We start from the raw sequence: 21,929 nt of genomic DNA on the forward strand, positions 1-21,929 counted from the left end.
TGATTGCCGCCGTTCGCAAGACGGACTACGAACGCCTGCTCACGAGCGGATTTTGACGCTCGAATAGTTGGGCGCCTCGTCCGTGGGATGCGTTGTTGTGTGCAGATTTGCCTCCCACCCGCCGCCCAACGCCTTGAAGATGGCTACGGCCGAGCGGGCCGACTCCGTCTGCGCTTGTACACGCGCCTCGGTCGCCCGGAGCAGCGCCTCGTCAGCGTGCAGTACTTCGATCAAGCTGACAACACCCTTTTGGTAGGCAGAGAACGATGCGGCGCGCGCGCGGCCCAGCGAGTCAACGCCGCCCGTCAACACCGCCACCTCCTCCTGTCGGCGGTCGAGGGCCGAGAGCGCGTTTTCCACATCCTCCGTGGCCTTGAAGGCTGCCAGCCGGTAGGCGGCCAGCATCTCTGCCTCTTGGCCCTTGGCTTGTTCAATCTGCGCATTGATGCGTGCAAAGTCGAAAAGGCGCCAGCGCAGCCCGAGCACGCCCGCGGCCTGGCTGGCGCCGCCTGAGAACAGGTTGCCGCTGGAGACAGAGGTCGCGCTCCCCACCAAACCGCTGAGGGAGAGCTTGGGGTAGTACTCCGAGATGGCAGCGCCAATGCGCGCATTCGATGCGGCCAGGCGGCGCTCGGCAACGATGAGGTCTGGCCTGCGCCTGAGCAGGTCGCTGGGCGAGCCCGTCGCGATGCCCTGGGGCGTGCTGGGGATGTGGCCCGGTGCAATGAGTTCTGCGCGGTGGGTGCCTGGGAGGGTTCCCAGGATCACATCCATCGCGTTCATCGCCGTGTCCAGGGACGCATCCAGCATGGGGATGACCGCTTGCGCCTGCGACAGCGCGCCTTCTGCCTGCCGCACCTGGAGTTCTGCCGCGAGGCCTTTGCCGTGCAGCAGCCGGATTTTGGAAAGTAAATCCTGCTGGGTCTGTACCTGCTGGCGGGCCACGTCCCGGCGGGCCTGCAGGCCACGCACGGTGATGTAGATGTCTGCCGTCTGCGCCGCCACGGCCAGCCGGGTGGCCACCGCGCCTGCTTCCGAGGACTGATATTCGGCCGTGTCCGCCTCCCGCCCCCGGCGCAGGCCGCCAAACACATCCAGCTCCCAACTGGCGCCCAGGTTGGCCTCGTAAGCGCTGCCATACCGGTCAAAGCCGGGCGTCGAACTCAGAACCTGCCCCAAAGGCGTTTGCGTGGACTGGTAGGCCCGTGCTGCCTGGCCTGACACGGCGGCAGACGGCAGCAGTGCGGCGTCGGCAGCGCCCAGCCCCGCACGCGCCTGGGCCACACGGGCAGCGGCTTGCGCCAGGTCCAGGTTCTGCTGCAGCGCCAGCGACACGAACTGCGTCAACTGTGGGTCGCCAAAGCTGGACCACCAGTGGGCCAGATTTGGGGGCACCTTCTCCAGCGGTTGCTCTCTCAGGGTCCGCTCCTGGAACTGTTCAGGCAGGGCGACAGGGGGGCGAACATAGTCCGGCCCCACGGCACAGCCAGCGGACAGGCTGGCCACAAGAAGGGCGGCGAGGGTGTGTTTGGGCAGCATGGTGTTTTCCGATCGTCAGGGCATTGGGTTGTGACCATAATACCAAATGGTCACTGGTTGTCTAGTGTGCGAGACTGTCGTAAGCTGCACCCATGACCAAAACCAGCCATCCCACCGCCGCAGGCCGGGGCCCTGCGGACCACGAGGTGCGAAACCAGATCGTGACCGCCGCCACCGAGCACTTCAGCCGTTACGGCTACGAAAAAACCACTGTGTCCGACCTGGCCAAGGAAATCGGTTTTTCCAAGGCCTATATCTACAAGTTCTTCGAGTCCAAGCAGGCCATTGGCGAGATGATTTGCACCAACTGCCTGAGCGATATCGAGAGCGAGGTCCGTGCCGCCGTGGCCCAGGCCGATCGGCCGCCCGAGAAGCTGCGGCGCATGTTCAAAGCCATTGTGGAGTCGAGCCTGCGGCTCTTTTTTCAGGACAGAAAGCTCTACGAGATTGCCACCTCGGCGGCGACTGAGCGCTGGCAGTCCACCATTGTTTATGAAGAGCGCCTGCAGGCGCTGCTGCGGGATGTGTTGCAGGAAGGCCGGCAAACCGGTGACTTCGAGCGCAAGACGCCGCTGGATGAAACCACCGCCGCTATCCATCTGGTGATGCGCCCCTACCTCAACCCCCTGATCCTCCAGCACAGCCTGGACTACGCCAATGAGGCGCCCGCCCAGCTGTCCAGCCTGGTTCTGCGCAGCCTGTCTCCTTGATCCAAAAAAGATTTGTGACCATTGACTAATTTGGTCACAAGAATCACAATGAAAGTCCCGATCCATTCGCACAAGGGACTTTCATGCTCCGGCCTCGCCTTGCCACCCTGTTTCTCGTTTCTGCCTTGCCGTTGGCGCTGGTCGCTTGCGGCGAAAAGGCTTCTTCCGACCCCCGCACCCAGGCGCCGCTGGTGCGCGCCGCCGTTGTCCAGGAGGCCTCGGCTTCGACCCGGGCGTTCACCGGCACCGTAGCGGCGCGGGTGCAGAGCGACCTGGGCTTTCGTGTCCCGGGCAAGGTGCTGGAGCGGCTGGTGGATGCGGGGCAGACCGTCCAACGCGGCCAGCCGCTCATGCGCATCGATGCGGTGGACTTGAAGCTGGCCGCCCATGCGCAGCAAGAGGCTGTGGCCGCTGCACGTGCCCGTGCACGCCAGGCGGCAGACGATGAAGCGCGCTACCGCGACCTGCGCGGCACAGGTGCCATTTCTGCCACTGCCTACGACCAGGCGAAGGCAGCGGCAGACGCCGCCCAGGCGCAGCTCAGCGCTGCTGAAGCCCAGGCCGATGTCTCCCGCAATGCCAGCCGCTACGCTGAGCTGGTGGCCGATGGCGACGGCGTTGTGGTGGAAACACTGGCTGAGCCCGGCCAAGTGGTGAGTGCCGGTCAACCTGTGGTCCGCCTGGCCCACGCAGGCCGCCGCGAGGCGCTCATCCAGTTGCCTGAGACTCTGCGCCCCGCCATCGGGTCGCAGGCGCAAGCCACCTTGTTCGGCAAAGAGGGCCTCGCCGTCCCGGCCAAGCTGCGGCAGCTGTCCAGCGCGGCAGACCGGGTGACGCGCACCTTCGAGGCCCGTTATGTGCTGGAAGGCGACTTGGCCAACGCGCCCCTGGGCACCACGGTGGTGGTGCGCATCGCAGACGACAAAACCTCTGTGGCGGCGGGCCTGCAAGTGCCCATCGGCGCCTTGTTCGACGCGGGCAAGGGCCCCGGCGTGTGGGTGATTCGCGGTGAACCGGCCCAGGTGGCCTGGCAGCCGGTGGCCGTCCAGCGCCTGGACGATTCGGGGGCCTATGTGACGGGCCAAATCAAGCCTGGGGAGCGGGTTGTTGCGCTGGGTGCGCACTTGCTGCGTGAAGGCGATGCGGTCCGGCTGGCCGATATGGCGGCTTCCGCCGCCGTGACCGAAGGAGCACGTCCGTGAGCCAAGGCCGTTTCAACCTGTCGGCGCTGGCAGTGCGCGAGCGCGCCATCACCCTGTTCCTGATTTTCCTGATCTCTGCGGCAGGCATTCTGGCGTTCGCCAAGCTCGGGCGCGCGGAAGACCCGCCTTTCACGATCAAGCAGATGACGATCGTCACGGCCTGGCCCGGCGCCACCGCGCAGGAGATGCAGGACCAAGTCGCAGAGCCCCTGGAAAAGCGCATGCAGGAGTTGCGCTGGTACGACCGCTCTGAAACCTTCACCCGCCCTGGCTTGGCGTTCACCATGGTGTCGCTGCTCGACAGCGCACCGCCGTCGCAGGTGCAGGAAGAGTTCTACCAGGCCCGCAAGAAGATCAGCGATGAGGCCCGAAGGCTGCCTGCAGGCGTCATCGGTCCCATGGTCAATGACGAATATGCCGATGTGACCTTTGCGCTGTTCGCCCTCAAGGCCAAGGGCGAGCCCCAAAGGCAACTGGTGCGCGATGCCGAGGTGCTGCGCCAGCAACTGCTGCACGTGGCGGGTGTCAAGAAGGTCAACATCATCGGGGAGCAGTCCGATCGGATCTTTGTCTCCTTCTCTCACGACCGGCTGGCCACGCTGGGCGTTTCACCCCAGGACATTTTTGTCGCCCTCAACAGCCAGAACGTGCTGACCCCTGCAGGCTCCATCGAAACCCAGGGGCCGCAGGTCTTCCTGCGTGTGGACGGCGCGCTCAACACGCTGGAGAAGATCCGGCAGACCCCCATCGTCGCGCAGGGGCGGACGCTCAAGCTGTCGGACGTGGCGACCGTCGAACGCGGCTACGAAGACCCTGCCACGTTCCTCGTGCGCAACGGTGGCGAGCCAGCGCTGCTGCTGGGCGTGGTGATGCGCGACGACTGGAACGGGCTCGATCTGGGCAAGGCGCTGGAGGCCGAGGTCACCCAAATCAACTCCCAACTCCCCATGGGCATGACGCTGACCAAGGTGACCGACCAGGCTGTCAACATCGCCTCGGCGGTGGACGAGTTCATGGTCAAGTTTTTCGTCGCCCTGCTGGTGGTGATGGTGGTGTGTTTTGTCAGCATGGGCTGGCGTGTGGGCATCGTGGTGGCAGCCGCTGTGCCGCTGACGCTGGCGGCGGTGTTTGTGGTCATGGCCGCCTCGGGCAAGAACTTTGACCGCATCACGCTGGGCTCACTCATCCTGGCGCTGGGCTTGCTGGTGGACGACGCCATCATCGCCATCGAAATGATGGTGGTGAAGATGGAAGAGGGTTACGACCGTGTGGCCGCCTCTGCCTACGCCTGGAGCCACACGGCGGCGCCCATGCTTTCGGGCACGCTGGTCACAGCCATTGGCTTCATGCCCAATGGCTTTGCACGCTCCACAGCAGGTGAATACACCAGCAACATGTTCTGGATCGTCGGCATTGCATTGATTGCGTCGTGGGTGGTGGCCGTGGTGTTCACGCCGTACCTGGGCGTCAAGCTGTTGCCCGACCTCAAAAAGGTCGAGGGCGGGCACGGCGCCATCTACGACACGCCGCGCTACAACCGGTTTCGCCAGTTGCTCGGCCGCGTCATTGCGCGCAAGTGGATCGTGGCGGCCTCCGTCGTCACGCTCTTTGTGGTGTCGTTGCTGGGCATGGCCGTGGTCAAGAAGCAGTTCTTCCCCACGTCTGACCGGCCGGAAGTGCTGGTCGAGGTGCAGATGCCCTATGGCACGTCCATCGAACAAACCAGCGCCGCCACGGCCAAGGTCGAAGCCTGGCTGGCGAAGCAGGACGAGGCCAAGGTGGTGACCGCCTACATCGGCCAGGGCGCACCGCGCTTCTTCCTGGCCATGTCGCCCGAGCTGCCGGACCCATCGTTCGCCAAGGTCGTGGTGCTCACGGGCAACGACAAGGAGCGGGAGGCCCTCAAGTTCAGGCTGCGCCATGCCGTGGCCGATGGCCTGGCGCCAGAAGCGCAGGTGCGGGTCACGCAAATCGTGTTCGGCCCACCCTCGCCCTTCCCGGTGGCTTACCGTGTCATGGGCCCCGACACCAACAAGCTGCGCGCAATCGCCGCCGAGGTCGAGGCCGTGCTGCAGGCCAGCCCGATGATGCGCACCGTCAACACAGACTGGGGCCCGCGCGTCCCGACCCTGCACTTCACACTCGAACAGGACCGCCTGACGGCCGTGGGCCTCAGCTCCAGCGCGGTGGCCCAGCAGCTGCAGTTCTTGCTGAGCGGCGCGCCGCTCACGGAGGTGCGCGAGGACATCCGCTCGGTGCAGGTCATGGGCCGGGCCGCTGGCGATGTCCGCCTGGACCCTGCGAAGATTTCTGGCCTGTCGCTGGTGGGATCGGGCGGGCAGCGCATCCCGCTGTCGCAGGTGGGCAAGGTCGATGTGCGCATGGAAGACCCCATCCTGCGCCGACGCGACCGCACGCCGACCATCACGGTGCGTGGCGACATTGCCGAAGGCCTGCAGCCGCCGGATGTGTCCACCGCCATCACCCAGCAGCTCCAGCCCATCATGGACAAGTTGCCGGGCGGCTACCGCATCGTCGAGGCAGGCTCCATCGAAGAGGCGGGCAAGGCCACTGTCGCCATGCTGCCGATCTTCCCCATCATGCTGGCGGCCACCCTGCTCATCATCATCCTGCAGGTCCGCTCCATTTCGGGCATGGTGATGGTCTTCCTGACCAGCCCGTTGGGCCTGATCGGTGTTGTGCCCACGCTGCTCCTGTTCCAGCAGCCTTTCGGCATCAATGCGCTGGTGGGTTTGATTGCGCTGTCGGGCATCTTGATGCGCAACACGCTGATCCTGATCGGGCAGATCCGCGAGAACGAAGATGCCGGTCTGGACCCCTTCCGCGCCGTGGTCGAGGCCACTGTGCAACGTGCCCGCCCGGTGATCCTCACCGCCCTGGCTGCCATCCTGGCGTTCATCCCGCTCACGCACTCCGTGTTCTGGGGAACGCTGGCCTACACCTTGATCGGCGGCACGCTGGCTGGCACGGTGCTCACGCTCGTGTTCCTGCCTGCGATGTATTCGATCTGGTTCGGTATTCGGCCCGCTCGTTCTTCCGCCGCATCCCCAGCGTCTGTCTGACTCCCCCACTGCACATCCCTCCTACCAAAAAAAGGAACTGCCATGTCGAAATCCAAAGTTGTCGTTGTCACCGGCGTGTCCTCGGGCATCGGCCGTGCTGCGGCCATACAGTTTGCCCAGCAGGGCTGCCGGGTCTTCGGCACCGTGCGCAACACCGCCAAAGCGCACGCCATTCCCAACGTGACGCTCATTGAGATGGACATCCGCGACGAGGTGTCGGTGGAGCGTGGCATCCAGACCATCATCGGGCAGGCCCAGCGCATCGACGTACTGGTCAACAGCGCGGGCGTGACCTTGCTGGGTGCGGCCGAAGAAACCTCTGTGGAGGAGGCACAGACGCTGTTTGACACCAACCTCTTCGGCGTCTTGCGCGTGACCAAGGCGGTACTGCCCCACATGCGCGCGCAGCGCTCCGGCCGCATCGTCAATGTGAGCTCGGTGCTCGGCTTTCTGCCTGCGCCCTACATGGCGCTCTATTCGGCGTCCAAGCATGCGGTTGAAGGGCTGGCCGAGACGCTGGACCACGAGGTGCGCCAGTTCGGCATTCGCGTCTCACTGGTCGAGCCCTCCTTCACCAAGACCAACCTGGATTTGAATGCGCCCCAAACGGTGGCCCAGATCGCTGACTACAGCCAGGAGCTGGAGATCGTGTCGAAAGCGATCCAGGGCAACGTGCAGAAGGCCCCCCCGCCCCAGGGCGTGGCCGACACCATCGTCCGTGCCGCACTCGGGGCCTGGAAGATGCGCCACACGCCCAAGGGAGAGGCATCGCTGCTGGCCAAGCTGCGCCGTTTCATGCCTGCAGGCCCGGTGGGCAAGGGCCTGCGCAAATCGTTCGGACTGGCGTAACGCGCTGGCAACGATCCCCCGCGCAGCCGCTGGCGGCAAGCCCACCGTGGCCTGTGGCAAGTGCACTGCCTTGTGACTCCACTGGAGAGCATCGTGATGAAAGAAAACAAACCCACGGACTGGGCTGCGCAGCAGACTGACGCTGTACACCGCATGCGCGAAGGCGGTGGCCTGCCGGGCTTAGCCCGCGCAGAGCAGATCGCAGGAAAGAGCGGCCGCCAGATCCTCGAAGCCATGGTGTCTGGCGAGCTGCCCTACCCGCCGATGAACGACACCATGAACCTCGCGTTGCTGGAGGTGGGCGATGGCCGCGCCGTGTTCCAGGGCATCCCGCTGCTAGCGCACTACAACCCGCTGGGCAGCGTGCATGGGGGCTGGTTTGCGTCGCTCCTGGACTCTGCACTGGGTTGCGCAATTCAGTCCGCGCTGCCTGCGGGGCGGTCCTACACCACAGCCGAACTCAGCATCAAGATCGTGCGGTCTGCGTCCCACAAAACCGGCCCGCTGCGGGCCACGGGCAGACTGATTCATGGCGGTGATCGGCTCGCAACCGCCGAGGCCCGCGTTGAGGATGAGCACGGCAAGCTGTATGCCCACGCCACCACGACATGCCTGGTCTTTGACTTGTCGAGACGCGATGCGTAGCGCAGTTTGCACTCGGTTGATTCAGCCGCCGTCACGTTCGTGCCCGAATAGCCCCATGCGCCAAGCCAGATTTCATGCGGCAGGCAAGAGACCGCCATGCTATTCGTGAAGGACAGTCCGTCGGAGGTGGCGGTACGCAGGCTCAAGGTGTGCCGCCTCTTCGCCGGAATGGATGAATCGAAGCTCTCCGAGGTAGCTCGCCAGTGCAGTTGGCAACAACTACACACAGGGCACATTGCGACAGGCAGATCCCAAGACACCTTCTTTATCGTCTGCCAAGGCAAGATGCGCGTGTCGGCCTTGTCTCCGAATGGGCGCGAGCTACTCATTGCGGACTTTGAACAAGGCGGGCATTTTGGGGTCATCGGCGTGCTGGGGGCGAGTGCCGCGTCCTTGCAGGCGCATGCGCTGGAACCGTCGTTACTGGCCTGCCTGCAACGTGCAGATTTCATGCGGCTGGTTCACGAGAATGTCCCTCTGGCTGGACTGGTGCGCGAATCGCTCCAGATCGCGGCAGAACAATTGATGAGCCGCCTGGTCGAGCTGGGCGTTCTAAACATTGCGGGACGACTCTACAGTTGCTTGCTGGAGATGGCCCGACAAGCCGGCGTTGTGGACAACCGTGCCGTCATCACGCCAGCGCCACTTCGTGCCGAGTTGGCGACACGGATTGCGGCCTCACGCGAAGAAGTCAGTCGGGAACTGGCACGGCTGCGCAAGCTGGGGCTCATCACTTCCACACGCCAAAGAATCGTGCTGAACGATGTAGCGGCACTGGAGCTGCGACTTCAGAACCTTTGAATGGAGCTGATGGTGTACAGGCTCACCTGAATGACCACTTTGAGAGGCGGTCCGAAGCCCGCCTCTCGTGGCCCGTCAAAGTTCGCCGGACGAAATCTGGCCCTTGCGCAGAGCCTCGGCGGCGGCGGCGCTGACTGCCGTGCGATCAGCCTTTGATTGATATGCCAGAGCCTGCGAGCCCGCAGGATGCACGCTGCGCGTCTTGACCGCAGTAGCGGCTTCAGCAGCCACTTCGGCGCGTGTGCGTTGGGTCTCGAATTTCAGTGCGTACTGGGAAGCGTCTGCTTCGTCAGCCTGCGCACCGAAGGACGCAAATACCGCCATGGCAGAGATAGAAAGAATGCGAAAAGTCGTGTTCATGATGGTTCCTCATTGAATGTGCGCTTCGAAAGCATCCCGCTACCCACAAGCAAGTCCATCGCGTCATGCGCATGGCCTGTCTTGGGGCGTTGTCTACCTCCTGGCGCTGAGAAAATTCTCGATCTTTGATCTGATGCAGTCTGTGTGTTTTCTCACGTAGATCTCGATATCGCATGGGGCCATGACTAGCGCTCACCCGATCATTTTCGATCGCCTAGGACACTCAGCAGGTATCACTCGGGATAGCGCTCCCAATGAGCAATTGCATTTTTTCGGGTCAATGAAGTCGCACGATCAGCATCCGCTATTGGGAATTTCATACAGATGGCCAGCTGTCTCAGGTTGGCACCTGGCAGCAGAGACAGATCAATCGATTGTTTGCCAATACCCGACGTGCATCCGCTGCGCGTGCAGCTTAGAGAACTTAGAGCTTGTTGTTTTGCTCGCCCCTAGGGGCGACTGACTACGATCTGTACGCCGCCATGAAGACCCGTACGGCCTCGCGCAGCAGGGCGTTGTTTTCCCGGGGATCTGGCCGCTCGAGCATCAACAACCCGCGGAAGTGTCCGGAACCCAGAAACATGGACAGGAAAAGGTCCGCAGCCTGAAGCGGGTTCCGCACCTTCAGCGTGCCCGCCAAGTGGGCGCGCCGCAGGTACGCCGCCAGTTCGCTGGTTGCACGCTCCGGGCCTACCTTGTAAAACTCGCGGCAGACTTCCGGTTGCGCCCCCGCGACTCCGTAGACGGAGCGCAACGCGCCAAGCGCGTCGTCCCCACGTGTCAATGCAAGGAACCGGGTGCCGATCACCAGCAGCGCCTTCTCCGGCTCGGTCGGGTCCAGCGCCTCGGCGCCCGGGACGTCCGCTACCACCACCGCTGTCCTGTCGCGCACGACCGCGTGGAAAAGTCCCTCCTTGGACCCGAAGTTGTTGTAAACGGTCATCTTGGACACACCAGCATCCGCTGCGATGGCATCCACGCTGGCACGCTCCAGGCCATGCTCATTGAAGTGTTTTTGTGCCGCCTCCAGGATGCGCCGCACACGCTCAGGATCGCGTGGTCGGCCGCGTTGGGACTTGGGCGAGGGCGATAGGGAGGTTGACATGGTTTATATAGTGGACTTGACGGTCCATTATATAAATCTTACATTGCTGTACTTGAAAGTCCAATAATCAATCAATCTACATGGAGCCCATCACCATGGATGACGTCATCATCATCGGCGGCAGCTTTGCTGGCCTCGCCGCCGCCCTGCAACTCGGCCGTGCCCGCCGCAAAGTCACTGTTCTCGATACGGGTCGGCCGCGCAACCGCTTCGGTCATCACTCGCATGGCCTGCTCGGCCACGATCACAAGCCACCGCTGGATATCCTGGCCGAGGCGCGGCAGCAGCTGGCGCGTTATCCCGCGATCAGGCTGGTCAGTGCCCGGGCCGAGAGCGTGTCTGGCGCCATCGACGATTTCTGCGTCGTCACTGACGATAACGAAAGCCTCAGGGCGCGTCGCCTGATCCTGAGCTATGGCGTCGCCGACCAGATGCCCAATGTTCCAGGCTTCGCCGAAAGCTGGGGCAGGTCCATCGTGCCTTGCCCCTATTGCGACGGCTTTGAAGTCGCCGACCAGCATTGGGGCGTCGTCTGGTCGGGCCCGCAGTCGTTCCAGTCTGTCAGGCTGTTCCGCGATTGGACTGACAAGCTGACGGTCTTTGCCGATGGCCATGACATTGCGCCAGATGTCCTGGCCGATCTGGCGCGCCGCAACATCCCAGTTGCCGATGGCCGGATCGTCGAGATCGCCCACCAGCAGGGCCACATCGCCACCGTCAATCTCGATACCGGTCGCAACGTTGCGGTCGATATCCTGTTCGCCCAGCCGCGCAACAAGCCGTCCGCAAGCCTGCATGCATCACTGGGCCTCGCCACGGTCGATACGCCCAACGGCATCGTCCTCAAGGTTGATGAGCGCCGTCAAACCAGTGTGCCCGGCATCTACGCAGCTGGCGACCTCGCGACGCCCTTCTTGCCCTCGGTCACCCAGTCAACATGGCAGGGTGCGATGGCGGGCATCTTTGCCCAGCAGTCAATGGTGGTTTGAGGACGCCGAGTACTCTTTTGGGGTTGCTGTGGGCTATTGCGAGAAACACGGTCGTGGCGACGAAGCGAGCCGCAACACTTGCCGTCGATCCGGTGAGTGTGTGGCTGTGCATGCCGGGCACGACCTCGTCATGGAGTGATACGGAGATATGAGCTTGCTTGAACTGAAGGTTCCGCCTCCCATCGTTGCGCTTGTCCTAGCGCTTCTCATGTGGATGACGACGCCGTCCGCCGGAGGCCTCTTGCAGTTGCCCCATCCGGTCAGCGTGCTCTTTGCTGTTGTCTTGGTGTGCGTTGGCCTGGGCATCAGCTTTGCCGGAGTCGTTGCGTTTCGGCGCGCCAAGACCACAGTGAGTCCGACGAGGGCAAGCTCGGCGTCTTCTTTGGTTGTCCAAGGCGTCTACAGATACACGCGCAATCCCATGTACGTCGGTTTCTTGCTAACCCTGTTGGCCTGGGCAGTGTTTCTGGAAAATCCGCTCGCTACCCTATGGGCTCTGGTGTTTGTGCTTTACATCACCTGAATCGCCCCGGTTTCTGCGGAGGCTGTTTGGTTTAAGTCAGACCACCACGTCGGCGCCCTGACTGGCGAGTTGCCGATAGTAGTTTGCCTCAGCCTCAGCAGGCGGGATGTACCCGATGGGTTCGAGCAGGCGATGGTGGTTGAACCACGATACCCATTCGAGCGTGGCGAACTCGACTGCTTCCTTGGTTTTCCATGGAGCCCTGCGGTGAATCAGTTCGGCCTTGTACAGGCCGTTGATGGTCTCGGCCAGGGCGTTGTCGTAGCTGTCGCCCTTGCTGCCTACCGAAGGCTCGATGCCAGCTTCCGCCAGTCGCTCGGTGTACCGGATACTGACGTACTGCGAGCCTCTATCGGAGTGACAGACCAGACTGCCGTCGCGTTCGGGTTGGCGGTCATACAGGGCTTGCTCCAGGGCGTCGAGAACAAAGTCCGTGCGCATTGAACTGCTCACCCGCCACCCAACGATGCGCCTGGCAAACACGTCGATGACGAAGGCTACGTACAGCCAGCCTTGCCAAGTCGAAACGTAAGTGAAGTCGCTCACCCACAACTGGTTCGGCCTCTCGGCCCGGAACTGCCGGTTGACCCGGTCCAGGGGGCATAGCGCTTTTGCATCGCCGACCGTAGTGCGCACCACCCTTCCACGCATCACACCGCGCAGGCCCATGCTGCGCATCAGACGCTCTACCGTGCAGCGGGCCACGGTCACGCCTTCGCGCGCTAGTTGTCGCCATACCTTGTCGGCGCCATAAACCTGCATGTTGGCCTGCCAGACTCGTTGAATCTGCGGCATCAGCAATTCGTCGCGTTTCGCTCTGGCGCAGCGTTTGTGAGGCTCGCGCACCAGCGCGGCGTGGCGCCAATACGCTGACGGGGCAACCTGCAAGACCTTGCAGAGCGGCTCGACCCCGAAAGCATTGCGCTGCTGGTCGATAAAGGCCCTCAAGACTTGAGCCGGCGGTCGAGCTCCGCCTGGGCGAAAAACGCGCTGGCCAGCTTCAAAATCTCGTTGGCTCGGCGCAATTCTTTGACCTCGCGCTCCAGCTCCTTGACCCGCTGGGCTTCGGCTGTGGTGACGCCTTCTCGCGTGCCTGCATCAACTTCGGCACGCTTGACCCACTCGTTCAGGGTCTGCGGCACGCAGCCAATCTTGGGGGCAATGGATTCGATGGCAGCCCACAGGGATGGGTACTGCCCGCGCTGCTCCTGCACCATTCTCACTGCGCGCTCACGCACCGCGGGCGAGAACTTGTTCATCTTCTTCATAGCTCAATCCTCTCAGAGTGTTGAGCCTCCGCGAAACCCGGGGCGATTCAGCGTGCCTCCTCGGTGCGGATGAAACGCAGTTCATGGCGCAGTCAGCCTCTGCGGCAACACTGATAACTCGCACCTTGCTGAGTCTCGCGGACCTCCAGGTTCCCTGGTTCGTGATCGGAAATTACTCTTTGGGATGGAAGCTATGTGAACGCGATCCCGAGGCGACGCAGCGTCTTGTCCATGACCCTGTGATCATGATGCCCGATCCGCCCGATTCCGTAGATTGGGTAAGTCTTTTGGCGGAGTACCAGGTCGTGTTAGCGGAGGTGCTGGACTTTGAGTTGTTGACCTATCAAGTTGAACTCTGGAATCTCAGCGCAGGCCTAAAGCGCGAGCTCGTCAGCCTTCTCGTGATCAGTTACCGCATATCTCGGCATGGGGGGGACTCACAGATTTCCTGGTCACACGTACGCCTAGCTTTCGCCTCTGCCTCTTTTAGTGTTGCGCGTGCCGACATAAACGCCTTGATCTCACATGCTGGGCAGGGAGGCAAACTCAAGAAGGGTTTACGGTGCCCATTCAATGGTCCCGAGATCCAGGCCGCCATCTGCACGTATTCAGAAAAGCTCCGCGAGGCACGTGCTGAAAAGGTGGCAATCGCCACTGTGAAAGCGTCTATGAACCGACAAGAGCGAGAGGCTATCGAGAACATTGAGAAAGCCGCCGAGCCCTCGCGAGCATCGCCAGCGCAAATCATCAAGATGCCAAAGAGGCGTAAACCTCGTACGCTCGAGGGCATGCAGGAGGCGGCTCAAGATTTCTTGGCATCGCTGGCAAAAGATCCGTCTGCAAAGACCTAGCCTCGCATTTCCTGAGCACTTTGCTGGGCAGCCTAGGAGCCCTTCTCGGAAGGCCTGCTCAGTCGCTTCGTTTGGCTATCGTCGATAGGCGGAAACTGGCATCGCGCAGTTCTGTGTAGGGTCGGTTTCGGAGCCGCTAGCGTTCTTCAGCTCGGGAAAAATTCGGCGCGGCGGTCAGTCGTGAATTTGTACTGAGCCGCTTCGCATGCACGGCGTCTCGGATCTGACTTGAACTTCCGACGGACTATATTTGGGACGGCACGAGGTCTCCCTGCTGTTTGGGAATCTCCGACGAACTTTCGCGCAATGCGCAAGTGTCGAAAAATCAATAGCTTATGAGCGATGATCTCGACGCACTTTATTTATCGGAGTCAGGGGCCTGAATCAACGTCGGGCTGGCCTCCACGGCCCCTGGACTCCCCTCACGCCACCACGATCGCGTCCTGGTGGTTGGCAATGTGGAAGGTGTGGGCCAGGCCATAGTCGGCCCGGCTCAGGGCGCCGTAGGCAAAGTGGGGTTGCAGCGGGCCGGTGTGGGCCTGAAAGCGGGCGATGGCCGCACGCAGGCGCAGGGCGCCGGGTTGCCAGGCCTCTTGCTGGTTGAGCGCGGGTGCGCCGGGGATGGGTTCGGTGAGGCCGTGACTCATCTGGCCCCGCCACTTGAAAAAGGAAAAGGCCAGCGCGCCGGCCGTCTGTTGAAACACCGCACTCTTGGGCTGTGGGAAGCCATCCAGGCTCATTTCGATGCTTTGAGCCAGGTGCTCAAACACCGCCAGCATCTTCCAGTCGGTGCCGCTGCGCACGCTGCCGGCCCGGTCCACCTGATCGAGCCAGCGCAGGGCGTCGTCGAGCGATTGAACTTTGGTGATGGAGTTGTTTGCCATGGCCATTCCTGATAAGGCGCCTACTTGCAGTGCCAAAAAGTGTCTGCGTTGCATGGCGCAGATGGTAGCGTTCAACCGCACTTTGAACGCGTCCAGCGCGTCACCAAGCCCCCCGGGCCGCTCTCAATAGACAAGTTCGTGACAAAGCGGTCATGGTTTTGGGGTCCCCCAGGCCCGCAGTGCCTGCTTCACCTCTCCCGCAGTTCGACGTCTGGCGCACCGCGATGGTGGCCGCCCCGGAGCCCCTGGCTGCGAATGAATGCGACCTGAGCGGCGCAGGGCGGCCAGATGAGGTCCCGGTTGGCGGGGTGATCCGCCAAGAGAGTCTTCAGGTTGTCATACAAATTTTGAAGAATCTCGGGCGTCTTAACACCCTGCCTGCTGGCGACCCATGAGCCTGAAACCGACCTGGGCATTGCGCCCCCTGATCCTTGCCCTGTCCACGACCACCTTGCTGATGGCTTGCGGCGGAGGTGACTCCGAGTTGAACCTTCCCCTGCCGGTCGAACCGGTTGGGGTGGGCGCCGCAGACACGGCCCCGGTGCCTGCCGCCACGGCCTTTGTCGACACGGGGGTCACCAACAGCCGCAGCAACCCCTGCAACGTGACGCTGGCCACCAATGCGGGCGCGCGGGTGCTGCAAGGCTTTCTGGACCTGTGGACGCCCACCACCTTGCTCGTCGACGCCGGCGTGAGCCTGGCGGCAGCCAATGGCTGCCCTGCTGTCACGGCCTCAAGCTGGACCGGCATCCCCGGCGACAGCAGCGACGGCACGGTCAAGAACAGCGCGGTGCATGCCGGCAACATCAACTACGTCAAAACCGTCACCCAGAACCGCAGCACTGCGCAGGCCCTGGCCGCCTACCTGGACGACCGCCGCAACAAGGGCTACAGCGTGAGCGATGGCATGGGCCCGCTGACCAGCCTGTGGCGTCAGGGCGCCCAGCAGACCACCACCATCGTCAGCGTGGATCCGACCAAGGCGGTGAGTCCGGCCGTGAACGACGGCGGCAACAACCTAGGTGTCGGTGCCAGCGCCAATGCCGACCTGGGCCTGGCAGTGGACTTCATCGGCGGCCTGGCCGATGGCTCCACGGAGCCCCCCAAGCGCTTTTACAAATACGCCCGCCCCTGGCGCTGGAGCCCTGATGTGAAGGTCGTGCCGGCACTGGAGTCGGCCAAGAGCAGCACCCCGGCCACCGATGGGGGCTTTCCCAGTGGCCACACCGCGGAAGCTTGGCGCAACACCCTGGCCATGGCCTACCTGGTGCCGCAGCGCTACCAGGAGCTGGTCAGCCGCGCCATGGAGATGGGCGAGAACCGAATCCTCTCCGGCATGCATTCGCCGCTGGATGTGATGGGGGGCCGGATCCATGCCACTGCCGTGGTGGCCTACAACCTGTCCAGCGTGGCTTACTACACCAACGCCGTGAAAAGCGCCGCCTACAACCAGGCCCAGGCCTACCTGCAAAGCAAGACGGGCAGCGCCGACTTCAATGCGCTCAACACTTACGCCCACACCGCCAAGACCAGTGACAGCAGCAGTCCGGACTACGACCGCTTTGCCAGCGACAGCAGCAACCGCACGACCTATCTGCAGCGCCTGACCTACGGCTTCAGCCAGATCAATGCGGCCGGCCAGACCAGCACGGTACCCAAGGGCGCTGAAGTGTTGCTGGAGACCCGCTTGCCTTACCTCTCGGCTGACCAGCGCCGCGTGGTGCTGAAAAGCACGGCCATGGACTCGGGCTACCCCCTGGGCAATGACGGTGAAGGCTGGGGCCGTCTGAATCTGTTTGCTGCCGCCGATGGTTACGGCAACTTCAATGGCGACGTGGCCGTGACCATGAATGCCAGCCTTGGCGGCTTCAACGCCCTGGACAGCTGGCGCAACAACATCGCGGGCAAGGGCCTGCTCAGCAAGCTCGGCAGTGGCCATTTGCGCTTGACGGGGGCCAACAGCTACAGCGGTGGCACGGTGTTGAGCGCGGGCACCCTGGGGGCCGCTTCGACCACCGCGCTGGGCACTGGCGACGTGTTCGTGAAGGGCGGCACCTTGGAATGCACGGCAGCTGGGGCGCTGGCCATCGGGGGGGCTTACAGCCAGTCCGCTGGCACGCTGAGCCTGGTGATGAAGTCGGCCTCGCAAGGGGTGCTGGCGGTGCAGGGCAATGCGGTGATCAAGGGCGGCGATCTGAAGATCAGCTTCTCGGGCTACACCCCGGCGGTGGGCACGACGCTGACCGTGCTCACGGCCGGTGCCCGCTCCGGGCAGTTCAACAGCGTGAACGTGGCTGGCTTCAGCCAGGTCACGCCGCTGTACCAGGGCAACACCGTCAAGATCCGCCTCGACAGCATCTGAGGCCTTGCGCCGCATGAGGTGGCCCCTGCGTGAAAGACTCTCCGCTGTGGACCCTCTGCGGCGCTGCGTGGCCCCCTCGATGCGCCGGTCCAGCCCTGCCTTGGGGGGGACTCGGCTTTGGCGGGGGGTGTTTTCAGGCCGATGCAGGCCACCCTCCGAGGGTTGGTCAGTGCAGCCCTTCGGGGATCAGGGGCATTGAAAATTGACCCAGGCAGGGCTTTCAACATGGCACCATCGACCGTGTTTTGACCCTGCGGAGCCTTTCCCCATGCCCGATCTCGATGCCCGAACGCTGCCCTCGTGGGCTCTTGCGTGTGCTGTCCTGACCTTGGCCGCCTGTGCCAGCCCCCTTGCCGAACCCGAAGGCGCCAAGCGCGCTGAAACCCTGCATGTGTTGACCCAGGACCTGCAACTGCTGACCGTCAACGCGGGGCAGCCGGGGCGGGTGTTGGCGCGCCAAGCCGTGAAGGGCTTGCCCGCAGGCGACAGCCTGGTGGGCATGGATTACCGGGTTGCGCGCGGCGTGCTGTTCACGCTGTCGCGGTCGGGGCGCTTGTACACGCTGGACGTGGCCACGGGCCAGTTGAAGCCCGTGGGGGCCAACCCCATCAGCCCCGCGCTGGAGGGCACCACCTTTGGGGTGGACTTCAACCCCACGGCCGACCGCTTGCGGGTGGTCAGCAACACCGGGCAGAACCTGCGCTTGCTGCCCGACACGGGCGCTGTGGGCGTGGTCGACCCTGCCTTGCGTTTTGCGCCGGGCGACGCACAAGCCGGCCAGGCCCCCGAGTTGGTGGGCGCGGCATACACCTACAACAAGAAAGACGATCGCCTGACCACCAACTACGCCCTGGACCGCCGCCAGGGCACGCTGGTGTCCCAGGGCTCCGTGGAGGGGGTGCAGCCGGTGGTGTCACCCAACACGGGGCTGCTGCAAACCGTGGGGGCTTTGGGCACCGGTCCGCTGCGCGACGCTGCTTTTGACATTGCCGATGTCAGTGGGGCGGCGTTTGCGGCCCTCAGCACCCAGGCCGATGCACGCACGCGCCTTTATGAGATTGACTTGTCCAGCGGCCAGGCCCGCCTGATCGGCACCCTGGCCCAGGGCGGCCCCATTGTGGGCATGGCGGTCGAACCCTGAGGGACGGTGCCAGCGTCCTTCGCGGTGGGGGGCTCACCCCGCAGCGTCGGGCAGCAAGCGCTGGCGCAGCGCGTCCAGTGGCAGCGGCCGGCTGAGCAAGAAGCCCTGGATCAGTTGACCGCCACAGCCGCGGACGCAGGCCAACTGGGTGTCGGTCTCCACGCCTTCGGTGATGACCTGCAAGCCCAGGTGGCGCCCCAGGTCCATGATGGTGGCCAGGATCGCGCGCTCGCTGTCCCGCTGGCCCAGGCCGCGCACAAAGGCGCGGTCGATCTTCAGGGTGGAAATCGGCAGGTCTTTGAGCAGGGACAGGGCCGAGTGCCCTTTGCCAAAGTCGTCCAGGCTGATGTCAAAGCCGCGCTGGCGCAGCCGGGCCATCACGGCCATGACCTGTTCGGGTTGCTTCATCAGCAGGCTCTCGGTCAGTTCCAGCGAGAGCTGCTCCGGGCGCAGGCCGTGGGCTTGGACCAGGGTCGTCAGCTCTTGAGGCAAGGCTTCGCGGGTGAACTCGGGCGCGGCCATGTTGACGTGCACTTTCAGATCCGGCAGGCCGGCCGCGCACAGGCTGGCCAGGTCGCGGCAGGCCTGGGCCACCACCCATTGGCCAATCTGCACGATGAGGTGGGTTTCCTCGGCCAGGGCGATGAACACATCGGGTGGCACCAGTTGACCGTCGGGGCGGCGCCAGCGGATCAAAGCCTCAATGGCGTGCGCGCCGCCGTGCGCCAGGTCAAAGATCGGCTGGTACACCAAGAACAGCTCCTGGCGCCGCAGCGCCTGGTGCAGGTCCTGGGCCATTTGCAGGCGTTGCATCAAATGGGTTTGCTGCTCGGCCAGGGCGTGCGGGTTGGCTTCAGAGAAGAAGTCGCAACCATCGCGGCCGTTTTGCTTGATGCGGTACATGGCCGCGTCCGCGCTGCGCAGCAACTCGGGCGGTGTGCTGCCGTTCTCTGGGAACAGACTGATGCCGACGCTGGCGGTCAGGCTCAGTTCCACGCCCTCGTGCAGCATGGGCCGACGCGCGGCCTGCCGCACCAGTTCGGCCACTTCGGCGTAATGCTGGCTGGGGGCTGCAGGCAGCAGCAGGGCAAATTCGTCTCCCCCCAGGCGCCCCGCCACGGCGCCGACCGGGGCCAGTTGCTGCAGTCGGTGCCCAAACTCACGCAGCACCGTGTTGCCAGCGTCGTGACCGAAGGCGTCGTTGATGGGCTTGAAACGGTCCAGGTCGATGAACATCAGCGCAAAGCCCTGGCCTTGCGCCTCGGCATGGCGGCAGGTGGCGCCCAGCACCTCGTAAAAGTGGCGCCGGTTGGTCAGGCCCGTCAGTCCGTCCACTTGGGACAGCAGCAGCACGGTGGCTTGTTGCTCCAGCTTTTGGGCGGTCTGGGCCAGCAGGGCGCCGATGGTGGTCGCCAGTTTGGGCAGCAGGGCGTCAGGCTGGCGCGACAGGCTGCTGAAGAACTCCAGCACCCCGGGGCGGTGCTCCGAGCCATCGCCCGTGACATAGGTGACGGGGAACACATAGCCGGACCAGAGCCGGTTTTCCCGCGCGCTGGCGCGGCGCAAAAAGCGCGGGTCGCCCGCCATGTCGTCGATCCAGCGGCCTTGGCCGCTTTGCCACACTTGGCCCACCAGGCCTTCGCCAGGGTGCATCTTCAGGGCTTGACTGGCCTGGGTGAAGGCCTGCATGTCGTGCTCGGGGTGGTGCCAGAACTGGTGGCAGGCCAGCTGGGGCTCGCCCTCGCTGCCGGGCTCCAGTGCCCAGTAGGCCCCCCATTCCCAACCCAGGTTGCGGCAGACCAACTGGATCACGCTGAGGATGGCGCTGCCCAAGGAGTGGGAGCCGATCAAAAACTCGGTCAGCTCGAAGCCCAGGCGCTCGCGCACCTGGGCGTGTTTGAGTTCGGTGATGTCCTGCACCACCCCGCGCAGCTGGCCTGGGGTGCCTGGGTCGAGGGGCAGGGTGGCCCAGCGCAGCCAGCGCATGCCCTGGGTTTCGCTGATCACCCGCAACTCGGCCTGCACCGGCGTGCTGGGCAAGACCTTGCTGCAGGGCAGCAGCTGCGCCAGGTCACCCGCCACCACATGCACCAGTTGCTCATCCAGGCTTTTTGCGGGGCCTTCCGGCACGTCCAGATAGCGCGCCGCCATGGCGCTGAGGCTCAGCCGTCCGCTGGGCACGTCGTACTGCCAAAGGCCAAAGCCGGCCGCCTCTTCCAGGGCGGCGTCATGCGCCCACGGCGCAGCCTCCCCTGACACCAGCGTGGGGGAGCGAGAGCTGGTGAGGCGAGGCGGGTTCGACTTCTTCATGGCATCAGGCGGGCCAGAGTTGAGCAGGTTTCATGCCGATAGTTCAAATTGATAAATTTCAAGCGCTCGGTCCTGCCCCAGCCCAGTGCACCAAGGGCCGCTTGTCAGCCTGGTGAATTGTTTTGGTGCATTCTGGGCGGCACTTTTGGTGCTTAATGCATTGATTTGGTGCGTTTTGGCTTGGGTGGCAGGCTCCTAGAATCACGCCATGGCCACGACTGCACCCCCGAACCCCGCTCCAGCCCCCAAGCGCGCCCGCCGAGGCAGCGGGGCGGTGACCCTGCACGACGTGGCACGCCTGGCGGCGGTGGCCCCCATCACGGCCTCGCGCGCCTTGAACACCCCCGAGCAGGTGTCCCCCGAGGTGCGGCAGCGCGTGACGGAGGCGGTCGCCGCTTTGGGTTATGTGCGCAACCACCAGGCCGGCGCCCTGGCCTCCGCACGCAGCCGCTTGGTGGCGGCGGTGGTCCCCACCCTGTCAGGGCCGGTGTTCGGGCCCATGCTGCAGGCCTTGACCGAGGCTTTGGCCGAGCGTGGTTACCAGCTCATGCTGGGGCAAAGCGGCTACGTCGACTCGCGCGAGGACGCTTTGCTCGACGCCATCATTGGTCGCCGTCCGGATGGCATTGTGCTCACGGGCGTGGAGCGTTCGCCCGAAGCGCGTCGCCTTCTGTTGGCCAGCGGCATCCCGGTGGTGGAAACCTGGGACCTGACACCGGCGCCGCTGGACTTGCTGGTGGGTTTTTCGCATGCCGATGTGGGCCACGCGGTGGCCCAGTTTTTGGTGCAGCGTGGTCGGCGCCAATTGGCCGTCGTGGCCGGTGATGACGAGCGTTCGCGTCGCCGGGAGCGCGCTTTTTGCCAGGCCGCGGCCGAGGCTGGCCTGCCCGCTGTGCGGGTGATCCGCGTGCCCGCGCCCACCACCCTCAAGCGTGGCCGCCAAGCCTTGTGCCAGCTGTGCGAGTCAGGCCCTGCCGTGGAGGCGGTGTTTTGCAGCTCCGACTTGCTGGCCTTGGGCGTGCTGACCGAGGCCCAGGCGCGCGGCCTGGCCGTGCCCGCCGCGTTGGCGGTGGTGGGCTTTGGCGACCAGGACTTTGCCGCCGACCTGAACCCCGCCTTGAGCTCGGTGCGCATTGACGGCCAGGCCATGGGCCGCCAGGCCGCACAGTTTGTGGTCGACCGGGCTGAGGGGCGCGACATCCCCGAGCGGGTGGTGGACTTGGGCTTTTCTTTGATCGAACGCGGCAGCACCTGAGGCGCTGGCCGCGTCAGCAGGGTGTGCCGGGTTTGACAGCGTGATTTGGTAG

Annotated in this window: 18 protein-coding genes and 1 other annotated feature; of the genes, 12 read left to right on the forward strand and 6 right to left on the reverse strand. The window is 64.1% G+C overall.

From position 1 onward, the window contains the following. Positions 1–39: 39 nt before the first annotated feature. Positions 40–1,539, reverse strand: coding sequence for an efflux transporter outer membrane subunit (locus PSQ39_RS16485; protein ID WP_273927936.1), 1,500 nt, complete (start codon positions 1,537–1,539; stop codon positions 40–42). Between the two features lie 92 nt (positions 1,540–1,631). Between PSQ39_RS16485 and PSQ39_RS16490 the strand changes: the two genes are divergently transcribed. The 6 genes from PSQ39_RS16490 to PSQ39_RS16515 all read left to right on the forward strand — a co-directional run bounded on the left by PSQ39_RS16490 (position 1,632) and on the right by PSQ39_RS16515 (position 8,829). After that, positions 1,632–2,249: a TetR/AcrR family transcriptional regulator gene (locus tag PSQ39_RS16490; RefSeq protein ID WP_273927937.1), complete on the forward strand. Its 618-nt coding sequence runs from the start codon at positions 1,632–1,634 to the stop codon at positions 2,247–2,249. Between the two features lie 83 nt (positions 2,250–2,332). Then, a complete protein-coding gene (locus tag PSQ39_RS16495) occupies positions 2,333–3,451 on the forward strand; it encodes an efflux RND transporter periplasmic adaptor subunit (RefSeq protein ID WP_273927938.1) in 1,119 nt (372 codons plus the stop codon). Continuing rightward, on the forward strand, positions 3,448–6,534 hold the full coding sequence (locus PSQ39_RS16500; protein WP_273927939.1) for an efflux RND transporter permease subunit: 3,087 nt from the start codon (positions 3,448–3,450) through the stop codon (positions 6,532–6,534). Before PSQ39_RS16495 ends, PSQ39_RS16500 begins: the two co-directional genes overlap by 4 nt. A gap of 42 nt (positions 6,535–6,576) precedes the next feature. Continuing rightward, positions 6,577–7,383: an oxidoreductase gene (locus PSQ39_RS16505; RefSeq protein ID WP_273927940.1), complete on the forward strand. Its 807-nt coding sequence runs from the start codon at positions 6,577–6,579 to the stop codon at positions 7,381–7,383. Between the two features lie 96 nt (positions 7,384–7,479). Further along, complete coding sequence (locus PSQ39_RS16510; RefSeq protein WP_273927941.1) at positions 7,480–8,028, forward strand: PaaI family thioesterase; 549 nt, start codon at positions 7,480–7,482, stop codon at positions 8,026–8,028. Between the two features lie 96 nt (positions 8,029–8,124). After that, positions 8,125–8,829 carry a Crp/Fnr family transcriptional regulator gene (locus tag PSQ39_RS16515; protein ID WP_273927942.1) on the forward strand — a complete coding sequence of 235 codons (705 nt, stop codon included), beginning with the start codon at positions 8,125–8,127 and terminating at the stop codon, positions 8,827–8,829. A gap of 75 nt (positions 8,830–8,904) precedes the next feature. Here PSQ39_RS16515 and PSQ39_RS16520 read toward each other — a convergent pair whose 3' ends face one another. Further along, entirely contained in the window at positions 8,905–9,189 is a 285-nt protein-coding gene (locus tag PSQ39_RS16520) for a DUF4148 domain-containing protein (RefSeq protein WP_273927943.1), read from the reverse strand. A 463-nt stretch (positions 9,190–9,652) separates the two neighbouring features. After that, entirely contained in the window at positions 9,653–10,231 is a 579-nt protein-coding gene (locus tag PSQ39_RS16525) for a TetR/AcrR family transcriptional regulator (protein WP_273927944.1), read from the reverse strand. A 158-nt stretch (positions 10,232–10,389) separates the two neighbouring features. On the opposite strand from PSQ39_RS16525, the gene PSQ39_RS16530 reads away from it, so the two are divergent. Both PSQ39_RS16530 and PSQ39_RS16535 read left to right on the forward strand, forming a co-directional pair. Then, positions 10,390–11,283 carry an NAD(P)/FAD-dependent oxidoreductase gene (locus tag PSQ39_RS16530; RefSeq protein ID WP_273927945.1) on the forward strand — a complete coding sequence of 298 codons (894 nt, stop codon included), beginning with the start codon at positions 10,390–10,392 and terminating at the stop codon, positions 11,281–11,283. 148 nt (positions 11,284–11,431) lie between these two features. Next, entirely contained in the window at positions 11,432–11,806 is a 375-nt protein-coding gene (locus PSQ39_RS16535) for a methyltransferase family protein (RefSeq protein WP_273927946.1), read from the forward strand. 36 nt (positions 11,807–11,842) lie between these two features. Here the strand turns inward: PSQ39_RS16535 and PSQ39_RS16540 are convergent. Beyond that, a protein-coding gene (locus PSQ39_RS16540) for an IS3 family transposase (protein ID WP_273927947.1) occupies positions 11,843–13,074 on the reverse strand; the annotation gives its coding sequence in 2 pieces (ribosomal slippage) (positions 11,843–12,786 and positions 12,786–13,074; 1,233 coding nt in all). Continuing rightward, positions 12,680–12,796 (reverse strand) — a sequence feature (AL1L pseudoknot). (Overlaps the previous gene by 117 nt.) Positions 13,075–13,157: 83 nt before the next feature. On the opposite strand from PSQ39_RS16540, the gene PSQ39_RS16545 reads away from it, so the two are divergent. Next, positions 13,158–13,925 (forward strand): hypothetical protein, encoded by a 768-nt coding sequence (locus PSQ39_RS16545; protein ID WP_273927948.1) that lies wholly within the window; start codon positions 13,158–13,160, stop codon positions 13,923–13,925. A gap of 422 nt (positions 13,926–14,347) precedes the next feature. On the opposite strand, the gene PSQ39_RS16550 is transcribed toward PSQ39_RS16545, so the two are convergent. Further along, the gene (locus PSQ39_RS16550) at positions 14,348–14,809 is read right to left on the reverse strand and encodes a DUF1569 domain-containing protein (protein ID WP_273927949.1); all 462 of its coding nucleotides are present in this window, start codon (positions 14,807–14,809) and stop codon (positions 14,348–14,350) included. Between the two features lie 391 nt (positions 14,810–15,200). Between PSQ39_RS16550 and PSQ39_RS16555 the strand changes: the two genes are divergently transcribed. Both PSQ39_RS16555 and PSQ39_RS16560 read left to right on the forward strand, forming a co-directional pair. After that, positions 15,201–17,171 (forward strand): acid phosphatase, encoded by a 1,971-nt coding sequence (locus PSQ39_RS16555; protein ID WP_273927950.1) that lies wholly within the window; start codon positions 15,201–15,203, stop codon positions 17,169–17,171. A gap of 268 nt (positions 17,172–17,439) precedes the next feature. Beyond that, entirely contained in the window at positions 17,440–18,312 is an 873-nt protein-coding gene (locus tag PSQ39_RS16560) for a DUF4394 domain-containing protein (RefSeq protein WP_273927951.1), read from the forward strand. A 33-nt stretch (positions 18,313–18,345) separates the two neighbouring features. Here PSQ39_RS16560 and PSQ39_RS16565 read toward each other — a convergent pair whose 3' ends face one another. After that, positions 18,346–20,622: a putative bifunctional diguanylate cyclase/phosphodiesterase gene (locus tag PSQ39_RS16565; protein ID WP_273927952.1), complete on the reverse strand. Its 2,277-nt coding sequence runs from the start codon at positions 20,620–20,622 to the stop codon at positions 18,346–18,348. Positions 20,623–20,830: 208 nt separating this feature from the next. Between PSQ39_RS16565 and PSQ39_RS16570 the strand changes: the two genes are divergently transcribed. Continuing rightward, positions 20,831–21,877, forward strand: a complete 1,047-nt coding sequence (locus tag PSQ39_RS16570; protein ID WP_273927953.1) for a LacI family DNA-binding transcriptional regulator — start codon at positions 20,831–20,833, stop codon at positions 21,875–21,877. Positions 21,878–21,929: the final 52 nt, after the last annotated feature.

The sequence above is a fragment of the Curvibacter microcysteis genome (assembly GCF_028649455.1).
Taxonomy (GTDB): Bacteria; Pseudomonadota; Gammaproteobacteria; order Burkholderiales; family Burkholderiaceae_C; genus Curvibacter; species Curvibacter microcysteis.